We start from the raw sequence: 20,262 nt of genomic DNA on the forward strand, positions 1-20,262 counted from the left end.
GACATCGCCAGGCTTTAAATATCGTTACTCGTAATACGTGTAACTACATCATCAGTGTACTAATCTGGCGATGACAATTTGTGGAGAGATGGCTGAGTGGTTGAAAGCACCGGTCTTGAAAACCGGCATACGTTAATAGCGTATCTAGGGTTCAAATCCCTATCTCTCCGCCACTATTAAGAAAGCCCGTTGCTAGCGCAACGGGCTTTTTGCATTTCTAGTATTAAAAACAAACACTATTTAGCTTCGATAAAGGGCAGCTTTGGAAACCTAAAAACTGAACTTATTATCTCTATATCTTGCTGCTGAAGATACAAAAAAGCCGACACATAATGTCGGCCAAAAAAGCGAGTAAAAAGATTAAGCGCGGTTGGCGACTTTATTCTTAAGTTCTTGCTTCTCTGCATCCGAGATGAATGCCAGCTCTAAGCCATTGTTCTGTGCCTGACGAATGTCTTCCTGTGACAGGCCCGCTTGCGGTGCAGCCACTTCGTATTCGTATGGTAGCTCAATACCTTCCACTGCTGGGTCATCGGTGTTTAGACAGGCGAGTACACCGTGATCAAGGAATTGTTTGATCGGGTGGTTGGTGAGTGATTCTACCGTACTGGTCTGGAAGTTAGAGGTTAGACAAGACTCAATACCAATACGGTTTTCTGCGAGGTAATCCATTAGTTTAGGATCGTGAATCGCTTTGACACCATGGCCAATACGAGTGGCTCCTAGCTCTTGAATTGCTTGCCACATGCTTTCAGCGCCGGCAGCTTCACCTGCATGAACAGTGACATTTAGACCCGCATCTTTGACTTGAGTGAAATGTTTCACAAAGCGATCGCCCGGCTGACCCAATTCATCTCCTGCTAAGTCAACAGCAACGATTTTATCTCGTTGGGTCAGAATCGCATCTAACTCTTGCTGACATGCGTCTGTACCGAATGTACGACTCATTATACCAATTAGGTTAGCTTTGATACCAAAATCACGAATACCAGCTTCCACACCATCGACAACTGCTTCAACCACACCAGCCACAGGCAGTTTGTGTTTCATCGCCATGTAGTAAGGTGAGAAGCGAAGTTCAGCGTAATCAATTTGTGCATTCAATGCATCTTCAACGTTTTCGTAAGCGACGCGGCGACAGGCATCCAGATCACCAAGAACAGATACTCCCCAATCTAACTTAGATAGGAACGCGACAAGAGACGGCTCTGCTTCAACGATTTGAACATGCGGCGTTAGTGACTCAACATCGTACGCTGGCAGGGCAATACCAAATTTCTGGCCAAGTTCTAAAATTGTTTTGGTGCGAATATTTCCGTCAAGGTGACGGTGCAAATCTGTAAGTGGTATGTTCTTGGTTATCATTATAGTAATTCCGATTGTCTGAATTGAGCTAAGTATAAGAATCAATGCCAGAAGTGTCAGTAACAAATGCTCGCAAAACCGACCAAGAGTGATGTTATTTACTTCATGTTAACCAGATTTGTTGGCCACTCGTCAAACGGAACTGGTCGGCTAAACAAGTACCCTTGCCCCTGAGGACAATTGAGAGAAGTCAGCATTTGCGCCTGCTCTGATGTTTCTATACCTTCAGCGACCAAATCAACTTTCATACCACGAGTCATGTTGATGATGGCAGCAACAATGGAAGTATCTAGATTCTCTCTTTCCATCTTTTGCACGAAAGTTCGATCTATCTTCAGGCAGTCGAATGGTAGCTTGTGCAAATACGCCAGTGAGCTGTAGCCCGTACCAAAATCGTCAATGGCGATATGAATACCCAGATCGCGAATAGCCTGCATGTTTTTGACGATGACGGGATCATTATCGACAATCCTTGACTCTGTGATTTCTAAAGTCAGGTTGCCAGCGCGTAAACCTGACGAAGAAAGTACCGAGCGCAGTGAATCTATGAGGTTTGGCTGAGAAAGCTGATTAACTGACAAATTGACATGCAGATGGAAGTCTTCGTCCCATTTGCCTTCTTCCATGCCTTTCACGGTATCATTACAGGCTTGGGTAAGTATTTGCTCACCGATAGAGCCAATTAACCCGCTTTCTTCTGCAATAGGAATAAAGTCGAGTGGTGAGATGAGGCCTGAAGCGGGAGATAGCCAGCGAGCGAGTGCTTCTGCGCCAATAATAGCGCCCGTATTGAGGTCGACAATTGGTTGGTAAAATGGCACAAATTCTCTGTGCTCAAGGGCATCCTTGATTTTGGCTTGCATTAAGGTGCGCCTACGAGAAATGTCCGCCATTTCTGGTTTGTAGTGGCTAACTTGATTGAGATCTTGTTTGGCTGTGCTTAATGCGATACTTCCGTTACGCAGCCATAGTGTCATATTACTGTGTTTGCTCTCGCTCACGACACCGATCGATACGTTGACGACTACACTGTCCTGTTCCATCACAAAAGGAGCGGCAAACATTTGTTGAACTCTGTGTGTTGCAAAAGTGATTTGCTCTTTGCTGAGAGGTTCGGTGAAATAAACCGCAAACTCGTCACCACCTATTCTAGCCATGTAACAATCATCATCAAATAAGGCCTTTAACCTCTCTGCGATGATGATGAGCAACTGATCTCCTTTGTAATGCCCCAAACTGTCATTGATATCACGGAATTTGTTGATCCCAATGAGCATCAGACAGCCGTTCATTTTGGGTAAGGTATCACATGTCTCGATCAAACCTTCTCGGCTATACAGTCTAGTCAGAGAATCAAATAGCAACTGAGAGCGCAGCGCACGAAAAGACGCTTTGAGGTTATTAGCCATTTCGTTGAAGGCAAATACCAACATGTTGGTTTCGTAGATAAACCCGGGCTGTGGCATCGTGCTATCCCAATCGCCTCTAGCTAAGTGCTTGGCTGCTGCAACGGTAGAGGTGATCGGTTTTACAACTCGATTAAAGGCCAGTAAACCAATCAGAATGCCTATAAAGCTCGCGATGATGCCTATTACCCAACTGTCGCGCTGACTCTCTGGCAATTGGCCAAGCAGCTCGGATTCTGAAATTGCGATGCCAATGTACCATTGGAGACCGAAATCATCAGTGTAAGGTGTGATGTGATTAAAATATCGCTCACCATTAATCTCTAAGTTAAAGCGATTAATGTTCGGTGATGTGTGATAGTGCTGGGCAAATGCAAATTCGGCACTGGCTTTTATCACAGGGCTAGAACTTTCAGTCGCTAATAGGCGTTGGCCTTTGTCGCTCAATGGTGTTCCCCAAGAAACGACACTTCCACCAGTGGAGTGGGCAACCAACCGCTGCTCTTGATCAAACAAGTAGAGCGTAGCACGGGTTTTCTCTTGCTGTTTTTTAAGGAAGGTATTGAAGGTATTAATTCTAACATCAGTAACAACGACCCCCTGAAAGCGCTGATCTTGAAAGACGGGGGTTAACGCCGATAAAGTGATTTCCTGACGTTCGTCAGCGTTAGCGTAAATGGATGACCACATAGGCGAAAGACTGTCTGCGACTGGTGCATACCATGGGCGAATACGTGGGTCATAACCTTCAAATACTGAGCGAATATCATTACTGACAACTTGCCCACGATAAATGACCAACTTCTGCTCTGTACGGTCATCCTGAATCATCAAGGTATATCCTTGGTCTGCTTCTTTGCGAAATCCAACGTATTCACCACCTTCACCTCCGAAGCCGATGACATCGAGTTGTGGGATAGAGTGATAGAGACCTTGGAAACTGGTGAGAAGAAAGTGTTGTATGACAGAGGTGTTCCCATTCTCATACAGTTGATTAAAGCCAATGTTGTGACTGAGAGCTAAACTGGCCTGAAGTGGGCGAGTTAAGAAATCATTCAGTTCCAGGGTGACATTATCTGTTAGTGCGGTGAGCTGCTTGTCACTGATGTCTCGCACCATTTCTTCATAGCTGCGTTTTTGTAAAGTAACGATGACCCCGATTGTTAAGATAAAAATCATTACAAAAGGTAGAACGACCGCGGTTCTCAATGTAATTTGCGTAGTTGCCGACATGCTGTCCTTACGTACTTGAAACTAAAATCCGTATTAGCGAGTTTGAGTCTGCAAGCCAACAGCCATAGTGCACTGATGCTGACCCATAAAGCCTTAAAATGCCTATCAATTGTACAATGCGACCGGCTTTATGGAATAAGTTAATTGAGTCAGCGGTTAATAAAGCTCTTTTAGTTTTCTGGTCAAAGTGTTTCTACCCCAACCAAGAACTTTGGCTGCATCTTGCTTGTGGCCATTGGTATGTTCCAAGGCCGCTTCCAAAAGTATACGTTCAAATTCTGGAAGTGCGTAGGTGAGCAATTCAGTATCCCCTTGGGACAGTGACTGCCTAGCCCAGCAGGACAGTTGTTGTTGCCAGCTCACATCAGCATCAAAGTTGTTGACGTTGGATCTCTCTTCCAATAATTCTGCGGGTAGGTCTGCAGGAAGAATTTCACTACCGCTGGCCATCACGGTGAGCCAACGGCAAACATTTTCTAACTGCCTAACGTTACCGGGCCAGTTAAGTCTGTTGAGCACTTCAATGGTTGAAGGGTGAAGGGTTTTGATATCTACACCAAGCTCTTCTGAGGCCAAGGCAAGAAAATGTAAGGTGAGTTTTTCTATGTCTTGTTTGCGCTCACGCAATGCTGGAATGTGAACTCGTATGACGTTAAGGCGATGGAATAAATCTTCACGGAAATCACCTTGGTGAACCAGCTTTTCCAGATTTTGGTGGGTTGCAGCGACAATACGTACATCTACTCTGATTGGAGAGTGGCCACCGACACGATAAAACTGGCCGTCGGCAAGCACTCGTAGCAATCGCGTTTGAATATCGAGCGGCATATCGCCAATTTCGTCGAGGAACAATGTGCCACCATTGGCCTGCTCAAAACGTCCTTGTCTGATGCTGTTGGCACCAGTAAATGCCCCTTTTTCATGTCCAAACAATTCTGACTCAATCAGGTCTTTGGGAATCGCAGCCATATTTAGTGCGATGAAGGGTTTACTTGCTCTCGGGCTGTGACGATGTAAGGCGTGAGCGACCAATTCTTTACCTGTCCCTGATTCACCATTAATCAAGACAGAAATTGAAGAGCGAGATAGGCGGCCGATAGCGCGAAAGACTTCCTGCATCGCTGGCGCTTCACCAATAATCTCCGGTGCACTGTAGTCGTTGGGATCAGCATTTGCCTGTTCGCGTTTCTGTTCCTGGCCATGTGCAATGGCACGTTCGACTAAGGTTAGCGTTTCATCGACGTCAAATGGCTTTGGCAGGTATTCGAACGCCCCTTTTTGATATGCATTGACCGCGGCATCCAGATCAGAGTGAGCTGTCATGATGATCACCGGTAAGTCTGGTGAGCGTTCATTAACTTGTTTGAGTAGCTCTATCCCATCAATACCCGGCATACGAATGTCGGACACCAGTACGTCCGGTGTTTCGCGCTCCAGTGCCAGTAGAACGCTTTCTGCGTCAGAAAACGTATCACATTTTATATTTGCTGATGAAAGGGTTTTCTCCATGACCCAGCGTATCGAGCTGTCATCATCTACTACCCAAACGTATCCTTTACTCATAACAAACTTATCCTTTCAGCAATGCCACTAACGTAAAATTTAAATTGGCAGATATATGGTGAATGTGGTTCTGCCAGGCCAGCTCTCGACATCAATTTTTCCCTGGTGCTGGTCTATCAGGTTTTGAGCAATAGATAATCCCAATCCTGTACCACCCTCTCTCCCGCTGACCATTGGATAGAAAAGGGTGTCTTGTAACTCTGCGGGGATCCCCGGTCCGTTGTCGATGATCTCCACCCGCGCCGCTAATTTGCAGCGCTGGCCATGAATATTGGTTTGATGCACCGTTCTGGTGCGAATGATGATATTGCCATTGTTCTGTTTTTGCAGAATCTGGCCAGCATTGCTGACAATATTCAAAAGCGCTTGCTCAATCTGATCCGAATCCATCAAAAACTCTGGCAAACTAGGGTCGTAATCGCGCTCAATCGTGATGGACTGACTAACTTCGAGTTCGACTAACTGTCGCACTTTCTCCAGAATCAGATGGAGGTTTTCCTGTTGCTTCCTACCCGGCTTTTGCGGTCCAAGTAGGCGGTCGACTAAGGAGCGTAGTCGGTCTGCCTGTTCGATGATGATTTGAGTGTATTCCATCAGAGATTGATCAGGCAGCATACGTTCGAGTAACTGAGCCGCGCCGCGCAAACCACCCAGTGGGTTTTTAATTTCATGAGCAAGACCGCGAACCAGCAGTTTGGCGGCTTGTTGTTGAGCGTGCTGATTGAGTTCTTGCGAGAGGCGACGTTGCTGGCCAATTTTGCGCATTTCGACCAGTAGCATCAGCTCTTTTTGCCAAGAAATCGGGCTGACGGTCACTTCAAGCATCAAGGGTTTACCATCGACGACAAAAGTCACATCGCTGTCGGTGATGCTTTGGCCGCTTTGTAACGGTTGAGACAATAAGGCGAGATCCATAGAAGCGTGTTGGATGAGCTTTGACAACGGCTGGTCAACGATACGTTTAGCGCTTTGTGAAAACAGCTGCTCGGCGGCTGGGTTGGCATAACGAACCTGAAGCGATTCGTTCATGATCATCACGGAGGTGACCTGATGATTGAGTATTATGTTATCGAGTTCGCTGCTCACTGTCGTTCCTCATCCTTGACCTTAAAATGTGCAACGCACCAATTTGGTGCGATCACATTCCAAGTATGGCGCAATAACTCATGCAGAAGAAGTGAAAAGTCCAGGTATCATAGGCTTTTCAATATCGCTGCTGTTAATTGCCCCGTTATGAGGGGTAAAGATGCAATAAGCTTGCCGTGCGTAAGGCTTTGAATAAAAAAGATTTTAAGTGAAGTATCACTGATACCTAAGACATAAAAAAGGCTCACCAAAAAGGTGAGCCTCGAAGGAAGGGGTTAATCGATTGAGCGATTACACAGAGTAGTAAAGTTCAAACTCAAGTGGATGAGTCGTCATGTTTATTTGCTCAACGTCTTGAGACTTAAGGCCGATGTAAGAATCGATAAAGTCGTCAGAGAACACACCGCCTGCTGTTAGGAACTCACGGTCTGCATCTAGTGAATCTAGTGCATCTTTTAGTGAATAAGCGACGGTTGGGATTTCAGCTGCTTCTTCCGCTGGCAGATCATACAAGTCTTTATCCATTGCTTCACCCGGGTGAATCTTGTTCTTAATACCGTCAAGACCAGCCATTAGCATTGCTGCAAAACATAGGTATGGGTTAGCCGAAGGATCACCGAAGCGAACTTCGATACGACGTGCTTTAGGGCTTGGTACCACAGGGATACGAATAGAAGCACTACGGTTACGAGCAGAGTACGCCAGCATAACAGGCGCTTCGAAGCCTGGAACGAGACGCTTGTATGAGTTAGTTGATGCGTTCGCGAATGCGTTGATTGCGCGAGCGTGCTTGATGATACCGCCGATGTAATATAGAGCTGTTTCAGACAGGCCGCCGTACTTATCACCCGCGAATAGGTTAACGCCATCTTTAGCGAGAGATTGGTGAACGTGCATACCAGATCCGTTGTCACCAACAAGTGGTTTAGGCATAAAGGTCGCTGTTTTACCAAATGCGTGGGCAACGTTATGAACCACGTATTTGTAGATTTGGATTTCGTCTGCTTTCGAAGTCAGTGTGTTGAAACGAGTAGCGATTTCGTTCTGACCTGCAGTCGCTACTTCGTGGTGGTGAGCTTCTACAACTAGCCCCATTTCTTCCATGATTAGACACATAGCAGAACGGATGTCTTGAGATGAATCGACAGGAGCCACTGGGAAATAACCACCTTTCACGCCTGGACGGTGGCCTTTGTTGCCTTCTTCGTAATCAGAACCTGTGTTCCATGCGGCTTCTACGTCGTCGATCTTAAAGAAAGACCCAGACATATCAGTCGCGAACTTTACGTCGTCGAATAGGAAGAATTCTGGTTCAGGACCGATAAGTACGGTATCTGCAACACCTGTAGAGCGCATGTAATCTTCAGCACGTTTGGCGATAGAGCGAGGATCGCGATCGTAGCCTTGCATGGTTGCAGGCTCAAGGATGTCACAACGGATGTTCAGTGTTGCATCTTCTGTGAATGGGTCAAGTACAGCGGATGATGCGTCTGGCATCATAACCATGTCTGACTCGTTGATGCCTTTCCAGCCAGCAACTGAAGAACCATCGAACATCTTACCTTCTTCGAAGAAGTCTGCATCGATCTGGTGAGCAGGAATTGAGATGTGCTGCTCTTTACCTTTTGTATCGGTAAAGCGTAGGTCAACAAACTTAACTTCGTTTTCTTGGATCAGCGATAGAACGTTTTCAACTGACATCTTGGATAACCTCCAGTGTTATTAAAGCGGTGTTAGCTCGATTGGTGAACAAATCCAGCATTGATTAATTTCATTTCAATCGTATTAATCGATGTTGATATCAATAAAGCCAAAACCATGCCAAAAAATTTATTCCATTAATTTCAATAAATTAGTGGTTTTGCTGTCATTTTGGTGCACCAGCTTGCACCAAAATGACCTTAGATTGCACTCTATTGGTGCATGGCTTTTAAGGTGCACCAATATGAAACAAAAGCGTATTCCATTCAGCCGCCATTCGCCACCTATGTCAATGCACAATTTTGCATATTCAGAGCGATATTGTGTTCGATCAAAGCATATTCTTCAGAAAACCAACGTATCAGATCACATATTTCTGGGTTTTTCGCTAAAATCTGGTACATTATGGCCGTTTTTTTAATCAAGTAAGCTCGCTTCATTCATCGACCATGTTTGAAGCGAGCTTCTACTATCGAGTGAATCAAATCCATGGCTACTCCACAGATTGATAAATTGAGAAATATCGCGATCATCGCGCACGTTGACCACGGTAAAACAACACTGGTTGATAAACTGCTACAGCAATCAGGCACTTTAGAGTCTCGCGGTGAAGCTGAAGAGCGAGTCATGGACTCGAACGACATCGAAAAAGAGCGTGGCATTACCATCCTTGCTAAAAACACAGCAATTAACTGGAATGACTACCGCATCAACATCGTAGATACTCCGGGACACGCGGACTTCGGTGGTGAAGTTGAGCGTATCATGTCAATGGTAGACTCAGTGCTGCTGATTGTTGACGCTGTTGATGGCCCTATGCCGCAAACACGTTTCGTAACTCAAAAAGCGTTTGCTCACGGTCTTAAACCAATTGTTGTTATCAACAAGATTGACCGTCCTGGCGCTCGTCCTGACTGGGTTATGGATCAAGTATTCGACCTATTCGACAACCTAGGTGCCACTGATGAACAGCTAGACTTCAAAGTGGTTTACGCATCAGCGCTTAACGGTTGGGCTTCTCTAGAAGAAGGCGCAACTGGCGAAGATATGGAGCCGCTATTCGAAACCATCGTTGAAGAAGTGACAGCACCGCAAGTTGACCTAGACGGTCCACTACAAATGCAAGTATCTCAGCTGGATTACAGCTCTTACGTCGGTGTTATCGGTGTTGCTCGTGTCACTCGTGGTAGCGTTAAGCCTAACCAACAAGTCACTGTTATCGGTGCGGATGGTAAGACTCGCAACGGTAAAGTGGGCACAGTAATGGGCTACCTAGGCCTTGAACGTCACGAGGTTGACCAAGCTAACGCAGGTGACATCGTTGCAATCACAGGTCTTGGTGAGCTAAAAATTTCTGACACTATCTGTGCACAAAACCAAGTAGAAGCGTTGCCAGCACTTTCTGTTGATGAGCCAACGGTAACCATGACTTTCCAAGTAAACACGTCTCCGTTTGCTGGTAAAGAAGGTAAATTCGTAACGTCACGTAACATCCTTGAACGCCTAGAAAAAGAACTAGTACACAACGTAGCATTACGCGTTGAGCAACTAGATGATCCAGACAAGTTCCGCGTATCAGGCCGTGGTGAACTTCACCTATCAATCCTGATCGAAAACATGCGTCGTGAAGGTTTCGAGCTAGCGGTATCCCGCCCTGAAGTTATCATCAAAGAAGAAGATGGTCAGCTAATGGAACCGTACGAAACGGTAACTATCGACGTGATGGAAGAGCACCAAGGCGGCATCATGGAGAACATCGGCTTACGTAAAGGTGAGCTGACTGACATGTCTCCAGATGGCAAAGGCCGTGTACGTATGGACTTCATCATGCCATCTCGTGGTCTGATTGGTTTCCAAACTGAATTCATGACGCTAACGTCGGGTTCTGGTCTTCTTTACCATACGTTTGATCACTACGGTCCTCACAAAGGCGGTGAGATCGGTCAACGTATCAACGGCGTATTGATTTCTAACGGTATGGGTAAAGCGCTAACCAACGCACTATTCAACCTACAAGAGCGTGGCCGTATGTTCATCGGTCATGGTGTTGAAGTTTACGAAGGTATGGTTGTTGGTATCCACAGCCGTGATAACGACCTAACAGTAAACGTACTGAAAGGTAAACAGCTAACCAACGTTCGTGCTTCTGGTACTGATGATGCGCAGGTTCTTACTCCACCAATTATCATGACTCTTGAGCAAGCACTTGAGTTCATCGATGATGATGAGCTAGTAGAAGTAACGCCTGAAAGTATCCGTGTCCGCAAGAAGTTCCTAACGGAAAGCGATCGTAAGCGTGAAGCGCGTAACGCTAAGTAATTTCACTTAATCGTGATTTAAGCTTTAAAGCCCTGAGTTGATATCAACTCAGGGCTTTTTGTTATTCGCAGCAGTAAAGAACGCGTAGCTTTTTTCGTCAGCTAACAGCTATGGTCGCTGAGTCCTCAAACTGTTACTTTTGATTGAGCTTTTGCAGGAATTTATCTGATTCTGCTATGGCTGTATTCATATCCTTGATTGCGTACTGGATAACTTGTTCCAAGTTGGCAAACTCGCCTTGCAGAGAACCAATCGCACTCGCGTTGAGGTTGTGTTTCAAGTACAGCGTATTGTCGCGCAATGTATTGAGTACAGGTGTCATCTTGTCTTCTGCACGCTTCATTGCGCTTAACATAGTGTTGTATGAACGCTGAGTCTGTTTGAGTTTCTGTTCACTTGCGCGTTTGAGCTTAGTGCTGGTATAGAGATCTAACTCGCTTTGCCATTCAGCAAACAATGCGTCTGACACATCTTCAATGGCTGCAATTCGGTCACTGACTTCTTGTGCTGCTTTTTCACTGTCTTGGTACTTGTCGTTAATTTGGTTGTAGACGGTTTGCAGCTCGCCACCATCAAACTGAGTAAGTGCTGAGAGTGCTTCTAGTGCACTGGTGAACTCTTGTTGTGCTTCTTGCTGGGACTGTTTGGCATCTTCGACACGATCTACCATGATGTCGCGTTTGTGATAGCCTACTTGTTCCATCGCTGAGTAATAAGCAGATTGACAGCCAGTGAGGGTAAAAATGGAGAGCATCAGCGCCAGTAAGTACGGCATGATTGTGTCCTTTCCTTTAAAATGATGATGTTAGGATGGCGGAGTTGATGAGGAGTTACAAGTTGAATATCGAGCAATTGAGCAAGCAAAGTCTGAACTTTGGGCGATATCTGCTCACCCGAATGGGGCATGACAGAGTGAATGTCAACGCGGGCTATCTGGCATACATCACCTTATTGTCGATTGTGCCTATGTTAACCGTGTTGTTATCTGTACTGTCTTCGTTTTCTGTATTCGCTAGCGCTGGGGATGTGATTCAAGATTTTGTCATTACCCATTTTGTGCCCGCAGCAGGGGATGCCGTTAAGCAAGCGCTACTCGAGTTTGTCGCTAACACGGGTAAAATGACCGCTGTGGGTGGTTTGTTCTTATTTGTTGCCGCTTTGATGCTGATCTCCAACATCGATAAGAATCTCAATTACATCTGGCGAGTGGAGCACAAACGGCGTGCCGTGTTCTCATTTTCCATGTATTGGATGGTGCTGACTCTAGGGCCGATCTTGGTTGGAGCGAGTATCGCCGCGACTTCTTATGTGACGTCATTAAAAATTATCGATAGCGAGGCCATTTCAGGGGCTTACGACTTCCTGTTGCGCTGGCTGCCTTTTTTGCTGTCTTTCTTTGCGTTTATGGGGTTGTACATCTTGGTACCGAATAAGAAGGTCTATGTTTCTCATGCAGTAGTCGGTGCTATTGTTGCGGCACTGTTGTTTGAGGCAAGTAAAAAAGGCTTCGCGGCGTACATTACTCAATTTCCTTCCTACCAGTTAATTTATGGCGCGCTGGCCGCGATTCCGATTTTGTTTGTCTGGGTTTACTTGTGCTGGCTGATTGTTTTGATTGGCGCTGAGGTCACAGCTGCATTAGGTGAGCAAGAGCAGTGGAGTGATGACCAAGAAATGGTACACTCGACGGAAACGATTAAACAGCAGCAAGAAGGAAAAAGCAGTGATAGCGCTGATCCAAAGAGTAAGTGAAGCCGCGGTACGCGTTGATGGTGAAGTGGTTGGTGAAATCGACCAAGGTCTACTTGTTCTACTTGGTGTGGAAAAGGACGATGATGAAGCTAAAGCGAAGCGATTGATGGAACGTGTGACCACTTACCGAGTATTTGGTGACGATGAAGGCAAAATGAACCTCAACGTGAAACAGGTCGAAGGTAAAGTGCTGGTGGTTTCCCAATTTACCTTGCCTGCCGATACCAATAAAGGTACCCGTGCTGGCTTCTCCCGTGGAGCGCATCCAGCGGATGCTGAGCGTTTATACGATTACTTCGCTGACCAGTGCTCACAAGTGCTGCCGACAGAGCGAGGGCGCTTCGCTGCTGATATGAAAGTATCACTGGTTAATGACGGCCCAGTAACCTTTTGGTTACAGGTATAATTATAAAGATAGGCTAGAGGGGAAGCGCCAAGTGCGTTTCCATGGAAAAGGAATTTTATGTTTAAGCTGATCACGCCAAAAACAGATAACCAACTCAATAAGTATTACCACTTTCGCTGGCAAATGCTGCGCGAACCTTGGCGTATGCCGTTAGGCTCTGAGCGTGATGAATACGATCCTATGAGCCACCATCGTATGATTGTCGATGGTCGTGGTCGACCTATGGCTATCGGCCGCCTTTACATTACTCCAGACAGCGAAGCGCAAATTCGTTATATGGCGGTGAAAGGCAATCGTCGTAGCAAAGGCATGGGCTCGCTAGTGCTGGTGGCACTGGAATCGCTTGCCCGACAGGAAGGGGCTAAGCGTCTGGTGTGTAATGCGCGTGAGGATGCCATTTCTTTCTACGAAAAGAACGGCTTTGAGCGGCGCGGTGAATTAACTGATGAGCGTGGCCCTGTGCGTCACCAGCAGATGGTCAAAAAGCTCGACCCAATGGCTAATGTACTGCGTAAGCCTGAATGGTGTACTGAGCTGCAAGAGCGCTGGGAGCATCAAATCCCTATCAGCGATAAGATGGGCATCAAGATCAATCAGTACACGGGTTACCAATTCGAGTGCTGTTCTCAGCTCAACCCTAACCTCAACCCGCACAACACGATGTTCGCAGGGTCTGCCTTTACCCTTGCGACCCTGACAGGGTGGGGGATGACGTGGTTGTTGATGAAAGAGCGTGGTTTGAGTGGTGATATCGTTCTAGCTGACAGCCAGATTCGCTACCGTCATCCGGTGACGCAGAACCCAGTGGCTTCAACCTCGTTAGATGGGATTAGTGGAGACTTAGACCGCCTTGCTTCCGGTCGAAAAGCCCGTATTGTCATCCATGTCACTATTCACAGTGGCGATACGCAAGCGGTTGAGTTTGTTGGCACTTATATGCTGCTACCGAATTATAAGTCGATGCTGGGTTTGCCTGCCTCTTCATCTTCTGAAGAGTGATTTGCTTCATTGGCGGGTGCGGTTGATTCAATCGGCTCGCCACACACATCTTGAATCACATTGGTCAGGTTGAATATATCGGACCATAATCTCTGGCAGTTATGCTCGCTGGTAAAAATTAATGTGCCAAACTCAGGTTTGGTCATATCTAATGTCCCTGCCAGTTGCGCGTTTTCCCCCTTTGATGCAATCTCAATTCGGCCACGATCGGCTTGGAGTGTGATTTTATCTAATGGCCAGAGCTGCAGGTAGCTTTGATCGCCATAGACACTCTTTGCTTCCAGCGCACCATCATGCAGGTAGCCATTCAGCGTACCGCTCATGCTATGCGCCAGCATTGAATAATCACCAGACAAGCCACTCATTTCCAGTTCGACTTCAGCTAGCCCGGCAAGCTTAAACGGTAATTGGGCTTGTAATAGCGGTTGATTGACCTGAAAACCATCGGCATGCAGTGACAGTTGCCATGGGGCACTGACAGATTGACGCTGCCATTGACCGCTTGCCTCGATATAACCTTGATCTAGCGGGATAAAAGCGCGCTCTAAGGTAATGTTGCCCTGTTTGGCCGACGCTTTTAGCACCGCTTGGGTAGTCAGCAGCTGTTCGATACTGGCATTGTTGGCACTTATTTCCAGGCTGCCATCGTAAAGCCCGACTTGATCATCATGAATCAAGGTCAGTTCCTGCCCTTCGATATTGAGGCCAGATAACTGCCAGTAGGGAGGACGTTCGACTTGAATAAGTTGGGCATTTTCGATGTCGAGCTCAGCAATCTTAAGTGAGTGCAGAGGTTGTGACATTTGCGCCAGAGTACTCATGAGCTGATTGGTTTGCTCCAGCCATTTTACGCTAGTGATTTTTAAGCGGTTAAGTGCAATGTTTTCTGGTGTCAGCGTGCCACTTAGTTGGACACGGCCTTGTTTGAAATCAGTATCAAACTCATCCACTGAGATGCGATTTTGAGTGAAGCCTAGCTTGGCTGTCGGTGCGACAAACCTTAGCTGGTCGAAATCCACACTCTCAGCATCAAACGAGATATAGCCTTGTTCTTGTTGCCACAAAGGGCGCTCGAGTGTGAGATTCTCTAAAGACGCATCGAGATGATTGAATTGCCACCCTGCGTAATGGACGTTGCTGCTGAGGAGGTCGAGGCTATTGATATGATAAATCGGTAGGTCGAGCGATTTAAGCCTTGAGAGTAATGTCTCTACAGAGCTATTGGGCGGTAAATCGAGCCTGCTTACAGTGACGTTGATCAACGACCATCCTTGGCTAAATTGTTCCGCTTGACCGGAAATTTCTGCGCCATGCCAGTTGAATGAAGCGCCATAGATGGTGCTGTCTTGTGCCTGATATTGCGCGTCGATCAGCAGGTTATCTAATGCTTCTCCTTTGATATACAGCTGCTCGGCTGACAGTTGAATGGCACCATAAGGCAGGTTTTGCTCTTGGTTGAGCCACTGAGGCTTTTTGACCTGAAGATTGACGTCTCTAGCTGACCAACCCGGCGCAGTAATGTCGACATGCTGCAGCGCCAGTTGCTGCAAGTTAATGGTATGCAGCAAGGGTGAATTCAGTTCGTTGATGTCTAGATTGGCACCTTCAATTAAGACAGAGTCAAATGAGGCTTGGTTGTTTTGCCACAGCGTTGGGCTCAACCAGACGGTCAGCTTGGGGATGAGAGTAGCTTTTGGCTCGGTGTTAATTTCAACATCTTCTAATGTTAGCTGGAAGGGAGGGGAGTATGACGCTTGCTGAGTTGTGATGGTATAAGGGGTCAGATTTTGTAGCATCACGTTGACCACTTTGCTCGCATAGTTGGTGTTAAGCAGAACAAACAGAGCCAGTAGCGGTAAGCTGATCAGGCTGACAATAGCAATAGCAGTCAGCAGCAGTGCTTTCTTCAAAATCTCGACCTTCCCTCGGAGTAGATGTAGCTAGCTTGGAACATTTTTGCTTTTCAGGCAACAAAAAGCCCCTCGAAAGAGGGGCTTAGCCAAGCAATTGGTGACGATATCACTAATCTAGTTGAGGGCCTGCTGCAACCAGTGATTTCCCTTCATCGTTATCCGTGTACTTGTCGAAGTTGTTGATGAAGCGCTGAGCCAGATCTTTGGCTTTGCTTTCCCACTGTAGTGGATCAGTGTAGGTATCACGTGGATCTAGGATGGCTGGATCGACGTCATGCAACGCAGTCGGTACTTCCAGATTAAAGATTGGAATATGTTTCGTTTCTGCGTTCTCAATTGAACCATCGAGGATAGCATCGATGATACCACGGGTGTCTTGAATGGAAATACGCTTGCCACTGCCGTTCCAACCTGTGTTTACTAGGTACGCTTCAGCACCCGCCGCTTCCATACGTTTCACCAGTACCTCTGCGTACTTGGTTGGGTGTAGTGTCAGGAATGCCGCACCGAAACAAGCGGAGAAGGTTGGTGTTGGCTCTGTAATGCCACGCTCAGTACCAGCAAGTTTCGCGGTAAAGCCAGATAGGAAGTGGTACTTTGTTTGCTCTGGAGTCAGCTTGGAAACAGGAGGCAGCACGCCGAATGCATCCGCAGATAAGAAGATCACCTTGTTTGCGTGACCAGCTCTCGATACTGGCTTAACGATGTTCTCAATGTGCTCAATTGGGTAAGACACTCGAGTATTTTCTGTTTTTGAACCGTCATCGAAGTCAATTGAACCGTCACTGCGTACGGTTACGTTTTCAAGTAGCGCGTCACGACGAATCGCGTTATAGATGTCCGGTTCTGCTTCTTTCGAAAGCTTGATGGTTTTGGCGTAGCACCCACCTTCGAAATTGAAGATACCATCGTCATCCCAACCGTGCTCATCATCACCGATTAACTCACGCTTAGGGTCAGTTGAGAGTGTTGTCTTACCTGTGCCTGATAGGCCGAAGAAGACAGCAACATCACCATTTTCTTTGCACTTGTTTGCGCTACAGTGCATAGAGGCTATATCTTGCAGGGGAAGGAAGTAGTTCATCATCGCGAACATGCCTTTCTTCATTTCACCGCCATACCACGTGCCTCCGATCAACTGCATACGTTCAGTTAGATTGAATACAGTAAAGTTCTCAGAGTTCAAGCCGTGCTCTTTCCATTTCTGGTTCGTGCACTTAGCACCATTCATCACTACAAAGTCAGGTTCGAATGTTGCCAACTCCTCTTCGCTAGGGCGTATGAACATGTTTTTGACGAAGTGTGCTTGCCATGCGACTTCAGTGATAACGCGAATACTTAGACGCGTATCTGGGTTAGCACCACAGTAACCGTCGATAACAAACACGCGTTTTCCAGACAGTTGATTAGTGACCTGTTCTTTGAGGTCATTCCAGATTTCTTGAGTGATGGGCTTATTGTCGTTTTTAACCGCATCTGAAGTCCACCACATGTGCTCTTCTGTTGTTGCGTCTTTAACGATGTACTTATCTTTTGGTGAGCGTCCAGTAAAGATACCCGTGTCCACGGCAACTGCGCCTAGTTCGGTGACTACACCCTTCTCGTAGCCTTCCAGATCTGCGCGTGTTTCTTCTTCGAACAGCATTTCGTAACTTGGGTTGCGGACAACCTCTTTTACGTTGTGAAGCCCGTGTTTGGTAAGATCAATTGTTGCAGCCTTTGCATGTTCCATAACGGTCATAGGTGCTCCTTGTAGGAATATTTTGTAGGGATTTTGTAATAATGTATTGGTTATTATCTGCTCACCATGCTAGCAACGGGTCTCTGTGAAAACAGGGATACAGCTCAAAAAAAATCCATGATTCCTGTATGGTTTTAGGCGACTCATCACATATTGGCTGGAGTAGTGTATCGTGCGCGCAAAGGATTGCGCTAGATCAAAAAGAATTATTAATTGAATAAAATTAAGTGGTTGCTTTATTACGTTAAAGTCCAATTTTTACGGGCTTTTGATCACAAAAAGGCCAGCGATGTGCTGGCCTTTTGACTGGTAAATTACGTGCTTCTTAAATGTAAAAAATTAATGTAGCGTTTCGTTATCCGAATCCGTGTGATCAAACAGCTCTGCGATCTGAGCTTCATCGAATGTATAGTCAGTACCGCAGTAATCGCAATGCAGAGAAATTGAGCCGACTTCCGCTAATATATCCTTTATTTCCGCACGATCGACGGTCATGATCGCAGCGCCACTGCGCTCGCGTGAGCAACCACAATGGAATGCTACTGGCTGTGGCTCAAACAGGCGAACCTTCTCTTGGTTGTAGAGACGATAAAGCAGCTCGTTGGCTTGGAGCGTAAATAGCTCTTCGTTTTTGACGGTATCCGTTAATTGTTCTAAGTGTTCAAAGTCGTCAGGTGTTCCCGTTCCATCTGGCATCACCTGAATTAGCATACCAGCAGCATGCTGCTTGCCCTCATGCTCCCCAAGACGTAACCAGATACGTGTTTTAAGTTGCTCTGAGTTTGCGAAGTAGCTTTCAAGAACTTCAGATAAGTTATCACCATCAAGGCCAACAATACCCTGATAGCGCTCTCCTTTCTTAGGATCTATGGTGATCACTAAGTGGCCTTTACCCATCATGTCATGGATGCTCGCATCTTCAGCAATGTCTCCTTCCCAGCGCGCCACACCGCGGACTTTCTGATCATGGTCGCCATTAATGACAGCCAATGAAACAGGGCCGTCACCCTGAAGTTGTAGGGTGATAGAGCCTTCGAACTTTAACGTTGCCGTCAGCAGAGTCGTCGCTACCAAGAGCTCGCCGAGTAGACCCTGAACAGGCGCTGGGTATTCCTTGCTGGAGATAATGCGTTGGTAAGCTTCATCCAATTGTACCAACTCGCCACGTACAGAAAGGTCTTCAAAAAGGTAGCGGTTTAAAACATTGTTTGCCATGTAAGCATTTCCTCGTACGTACGGTACTAATATCAGCCGAATGTTGGCTGATATTTATTGATGTTTGAATTTGATGATGTCGCGACGCTGCTTTTTATCGGGGCGGCGCTCTGGACTTGGGTTGTGCGCATGAAGTTTGCGACGGGCGGCATTTTCTTCACGCTTAGCAAGACTGTCCCCAGTTTCGGTATAGAGGGTTTGTGCTTCGGGAGCGCCACGTCGTTGATCCGAAATTTTTTCGATAACAACGGTTTTCTCCTCATGCCCCTGGCGAAGAGTAATCATTGCGCCTAGTTCAACTGCTTTACTTGGCTTGCTGCGCTGGCCATTATAGTGAACTTTGCCGCCGTCGACCATATTTCGCGCAATGGAGCGTGTTTTGTAAAAACGTGCTGCCCATAGCCATTTATCGAGTCTAACTACTTCAGTTTGGGAACCCATTGTGGATACTAGCCTCTAACTGGTGATGAATCTTGTGCCAAATTATTGCTGTAACAATGGTGATGAAGCGCGCATTTTTCAAGGTATATGGTAAAATTCCACCGCTTTACATGTTAATCAGGCGGTTAGCTATTTAGCCTGTTTCATATTTTGGTAGAATGTTTCGTTCAAATAAAAACTCAAATTATAGAGTGCTTTGTTTGGTAAATAGTACCTTGCATGGCTTTGTCAGCTGGTGATGAAAAGGATTGTGAGTGAACATACGTGGTGTAATTCAACTGGACAGTTTTGTTAAAAATCAAGACCGCCTGAGCTCAATGGCGACAGTTGTATTGTTGGGAGTAAGTGCTTGGGTGGTTGGCGCACTAATATGGAAACCTATGGAGTCGCAATTTGTTGCCCAATGGAGTCCTACGTTGGTCAGCGGTAGCGTCAGCAAAGACTCGGGTTTGAATCTTGCTGAATTGCAAAACAGCCACTTGTTTGGCCGCTATCAATCCCAAGCTCCGGTTGCGAAAAAACCCGTAGTGACGGAAGCGCCTAAAAGTCGTTTGAGTGTCATTTTGGTTGGGGTTGTCACCAGCACGGAACCAGATAAGAACCTTGCTGTGGTTGCAAGCCGAGGTCAACAAGCGACCTATGGGATTGGTGAAACTCTGGAAGGGACAAGAGCCAAGGTGGTTCAGGTGCTGTACGATCGAATTATCGTTGATAACTCGGGTCGTAATGAGACGGTTATGCTGGAAGGACTTAAATACACTAAAGATCCGCAACCACAACCTAAAGCCAAATCGGTTAAGGCAGACGTTTCAGTTGATAAGCTGGAAGAAATTCGTGCTGTTATCCGCAAAGACGCAAAACAAATTTTCCAATATGTTCGTATGTCTCAGATTAAAAGAGACGGAGACGTGATTGGTTATCGCTTAACCCCGGGTAAAGAGAAAGAACTATTCGAATCAGTTGGCTTACAGTCAGGGGATATAGCAACACAAATTAATGGCCAAGATCTTAGTAATCCTGCAGCGATGGGAGAGATCTTTAAAAACATGTCTCAACTTACCGAGCTCAACCTGACGGTAGAAAGAGATGGTCAGCCTTATGAAATTTATATTGAATTGTAAG

The 20,262-nt window shown here is 46.4% G+C and carries 15 protein-coding genes and 1 tRNA gene; 6 read left to right on the forward strand and 10 right to left on the reverse strand.

Annotated features, from left to right (window positions below):
- Positions 1 to 82 precede the first annotated feature (82 nt).
- Positions 83 to 173 (forward strand) — tRNA-Ser (locus TW84_RS23025).
- A gap of 187 nt (positions 174 to 360) precedes the next feature.
- Here TW84_RS23025 and add read toward each other — a convergent pair.
- The 5 genes from add to glnA form a co-directional block, all read right to left on the reverse strand.
- Complete coding sequence (gene add / locus TW84_RS23030) at positions 361 to 1,365, reverse strand: adenosine deaminase (RefSeq protein WP_045977939.1); 1,005 nt, start codon at positions 1,363 to 1,365, stop codon at positions 361 to 363.
- A 98-nt stretch (positions 1,366 to 1,463) separates the two neighbouring features.
- Positions 1,464 to 4,004, reverse strand: coding sequence for a phosphodiesterase GepA (gene gepA, locus TW84_RS23035; protein ID WP_045977940.1), 2,541 nt, complete (start codon positions 4,002 to 4,004; stop codon positions 1,464 to 1,466).
- A 156-nt stretch (positions 4,005 to 4,160) separates the two neighbouring features.
- Positions 4,161 to 5,567 carry a nitrogen regulation protein NR(I) gene (gene glnG, locus TW84_RS23040; RefSeq protein ID WP_045977941.1) on the reverse strand — a complete coding sequence of 469 codons (1,407 nt, stop codon included), beginning with the start codon at positions 5,565 to 5,567 and terminating at the stop codon, positions 4,161 to 4,163.
- Positions 5,568 to 5,606: 39 nt separating this feature from the next.
- Complete coding sequence (gene glnL, locus TW84_RS23045) at positions 5,607 to 6,653, reverse strand: nitrogen regulation protein NR(II) (RefSeq protein ID WP_045977942.1); 1,047 nt, start codon at positions 6,651 to 6,653, stop codon at positions 5,607 to 5,609.
- Between the two features lie 291 nt (positions 6,654 to 6,944).
- Positions 6,945 to 8,354 carry a glutamate--ammonia ligase gene (gene glnA / locus TW84_RS23050; protein WP_045977943.1) on the reverse strand — a complete coding sequence of 470 codons (1,410 nt, stop codon included), beginning with the start codon at positions 8,352 to 8,354 and terminating at the stop codon, positions 6,945 to 6,947.
- A 489-nt stretch (positions 8,355 to 8,843) separates the two neighbouring features.
- Here glnA and typA point away from each other — a divergent pair, with 489 nt between their 5' ends.
- Complete coding sequence (gene typA, locus TW84_RS23055; RefSeq protein WP_045977944.1) at positions 8,844 to 10,673, forward strand: translational GTPase TypA; 1,830 nt, start codon at positions 8,844 to 8,846, stop codon at positions 10,671 to 10,673.
- Positions 10,674 to 10,806: 133 nt separating this feature from the next.
- Here typA and TW84_RS23060 read toward each other — a convergent pair whose 3' ends face one another.
- Complete coding sequence (locus tag TW84_RS23060; protein ID WP_045977945.1) at positions 10,807 to 11,448, reverse strand: DUF2959 domain-containing protein; 642 nt, start codon at positions 11,446 to 11,448, stop codon at positions 10,807 to 10,809.
- 35 nt (positions 11,449 to 11,483) lie between these two features.
- On the opposite strand from TW84_RS23060, the gene TW84_RS23065 reads away from it, so the two are divergent.
- The 3 genes from TW84_RS23065 to TW84_RS23075 are packed head-to-tail and all read left to right on the forward strand — an operon-like array spanning position 11,484 to position 13,830.
- A complete protein-coding gene (locus TW84_RS23065; RefSeq protein WP_420806561.1) occupies positions 11,484 to 12,425 on the forward strand; it encodes a virulence factor BrkB family protein in 942 nt (313 codons plus the stop codon).
- A complete protein-coding gene (dtd, locus tag TW84_RS23070) occupies positions 12,397 to 12,831 on the forward strand; it encodes a D-aminoacyl-tRNA deacylase (RefSeq protein WP_006957227.1) in 435 nt (144 codons plus the stop codon). Before TW84_RS23065 ends, dtd begins: the two co-directional genes overlap by 29 nt.
- Before the next feature lie 57 nt (positions 12,832 to 12,888).
- A complete protein-coding gene (locus tag TW84_RS23075; RefSeq protein ID WP_045977946.1) occupies positions 12,889 to 13,830 on the forward strand; it encodes a bifunctional GNAT family N-acetyltransferase/hotdog fold thioesterase in 942 nt (313 codons plus the stop codon).
- Here the strand turns inward: TW84_RS23075 and TW84_RS23080 are convergent.
- From TW84_RS23080 to hslR, 4 genes are all read right to left on the reverse strand, one after another.
- Entirely contained in the window at positions 13,782 to 15,740 is a 1,959-nt protein-coding gene (locus TW84_RS23080; RefSeq protein WP_045977947.1) for an AsmA family protein, read from the reverse strand. The two genes, TW84_RS23075 and TW84_RS23080, sit on opposite strands and share 49 nt — an antisense overlap.
- 112 nt (positions 15,741 to 15,852) lie before the next feature.
- On the reverse strand, positions 15,853 to 17,484 hold the full coding sequence (pckA, locus tag TW84_RS23085; protein ID WP_045977948.1) for a phosphoenolpyruvate carboxykinase (ATP): 1,632 nt from the start codon (positions 17,482 to 17,484) through the stop codon (positions 15,853 to 15,855).
- Positions 17,485 to 17,823: 339 nt separating this feature from the next.
- Positions 17,824 to 18,699, reverse strand: a complete 876-nt coding sequence (hslO, locus tag TW84_RS23090; RefSeq protein ID WP_045977949.1) for an Hsp33 family molecular chaperone HslO — start codon at positions 18,697 to 18,699, stop codon at positions 17,824 to 17,826.
- 54 nt (positions 18,700 to 18,753) lie between these two features.
- Positions 18,754 to 19,140 carry a ribosome-associated heat shock protein Hsp15 gene (hslR, locus tag TW84_RS23095; RefSeq protein WP_045977950.1) on the reverse strand — a complete coding sequence of 129 codons (387 nt, stop codon included), beginning with the start codon at positions 19,138 to 19,140 and terminating at the stop codon, positions 18,754 to 18,756.
- Between the two features lie 254 nt (positions 19,141 to 19,394).
- On the opposite strand from hslR, the gene gspC reads away from it, so the two are divergent.
- On the forward strand, positions 19,395 to 20,261 hold the full coding sequence (gene gspC / locus TW84_RS23100) for a type II secretion system protein GspC (protein WP_045977951.1): 867 nt from the start codon (positions 19,395 to 19,397) through the stop codon (positions 20,259 to 20,261).
- Position 20,262 lies beyond the last annotated feature (1 nt).

This window comes from Vibrio neptunius (genome assembly GCF_000967495.1).
Classification (GTDB): Bacteria; Pseudomonadota; Gammaproteobacteria; order Enterobacterales; family Vibrionaceae; genus Vibrio; species Vibrio neptunius.

What these genes read in the sequence shown, in the direction of transcription:
- hslO (WP_045977949.1), bottom strand. Translation starts at nt 18,699, where the DNA reads ATGGCAAACAATGTTTTAAACCGCTACCTTTTTGAAGACCTTTCTGTA.
- TW84_RS23065 (WP_420806561.1), top strand. Translation starts at nt 11,484, where the DNA reads ATGGCGGAGTTGATGAGGAGTTACAAGTTGAATATCGAGCAATTGAGC.
- TW84_RS23075 (WP_045977946.1), top strand. Translation starts at nt 12,889, where the DNA reads ATGTTTAAGCTGATCACGCCAAAAACAGATAACCAACTCAATAAGTAT.
- pckA (WP_045977948.1), bottom strand. Translation starts at nt 17,484, where the DNA reads ATGACCGTTATGGAACATGCAAAGGCTGCAACAATTGATCTTACCAAA.
- glnA (WP_045977943.1), bottom strand. Translation starts at nt 8,354, where the DNA reads ATGTCAGTTGAAAACGTTCTATCGCTGATCCAAGAAAACGAAGTTAAG.
- gepA (WP_045977940.1), bottom strand. Translation starts at nt 4,004, where the DNA reads ATGTCGGCAACTACGCAAATTACATTGAGAACCGCGGTCGTTCTACCT.
- TW84_RS23060 (WP_045977945.1), bottom strand. Translation starts at nt 11,448, where the DNA reads ATGCCGTACTTACTGGCGCTGATGCTCTCCATTTTTACCCTCACTGGC.
- hslR (WP_045977950.1), bottom strand. Translation starts at nt 19,140, where the DNA reads ATGGGTTCCCAAACTGAAGTAGTTAGACTCGATAAATGGCTATGGGCA.
- add (WP_045977939.1), bottom strand. Translation starts at nt 1,365, where the DNA reads ATGATAACCAAGAACATACCACTTACAGATTTGCACCGTCACCTTGAC.
- typA (WP_045977944.1), top strand. Translation starts at nt 8,844, where the DNA reads ATGGCTACTCCACAGATTGATAAATTGAGAAATATCGCGATCATCGCG.
- glnG (WP_045977941.1), bottom strand. Translation starts at nt 5,567, where the DNA reads ATGAGTAAAGGATACGTTTGGGTAGTAGATGATGACAGCTCGATACGC.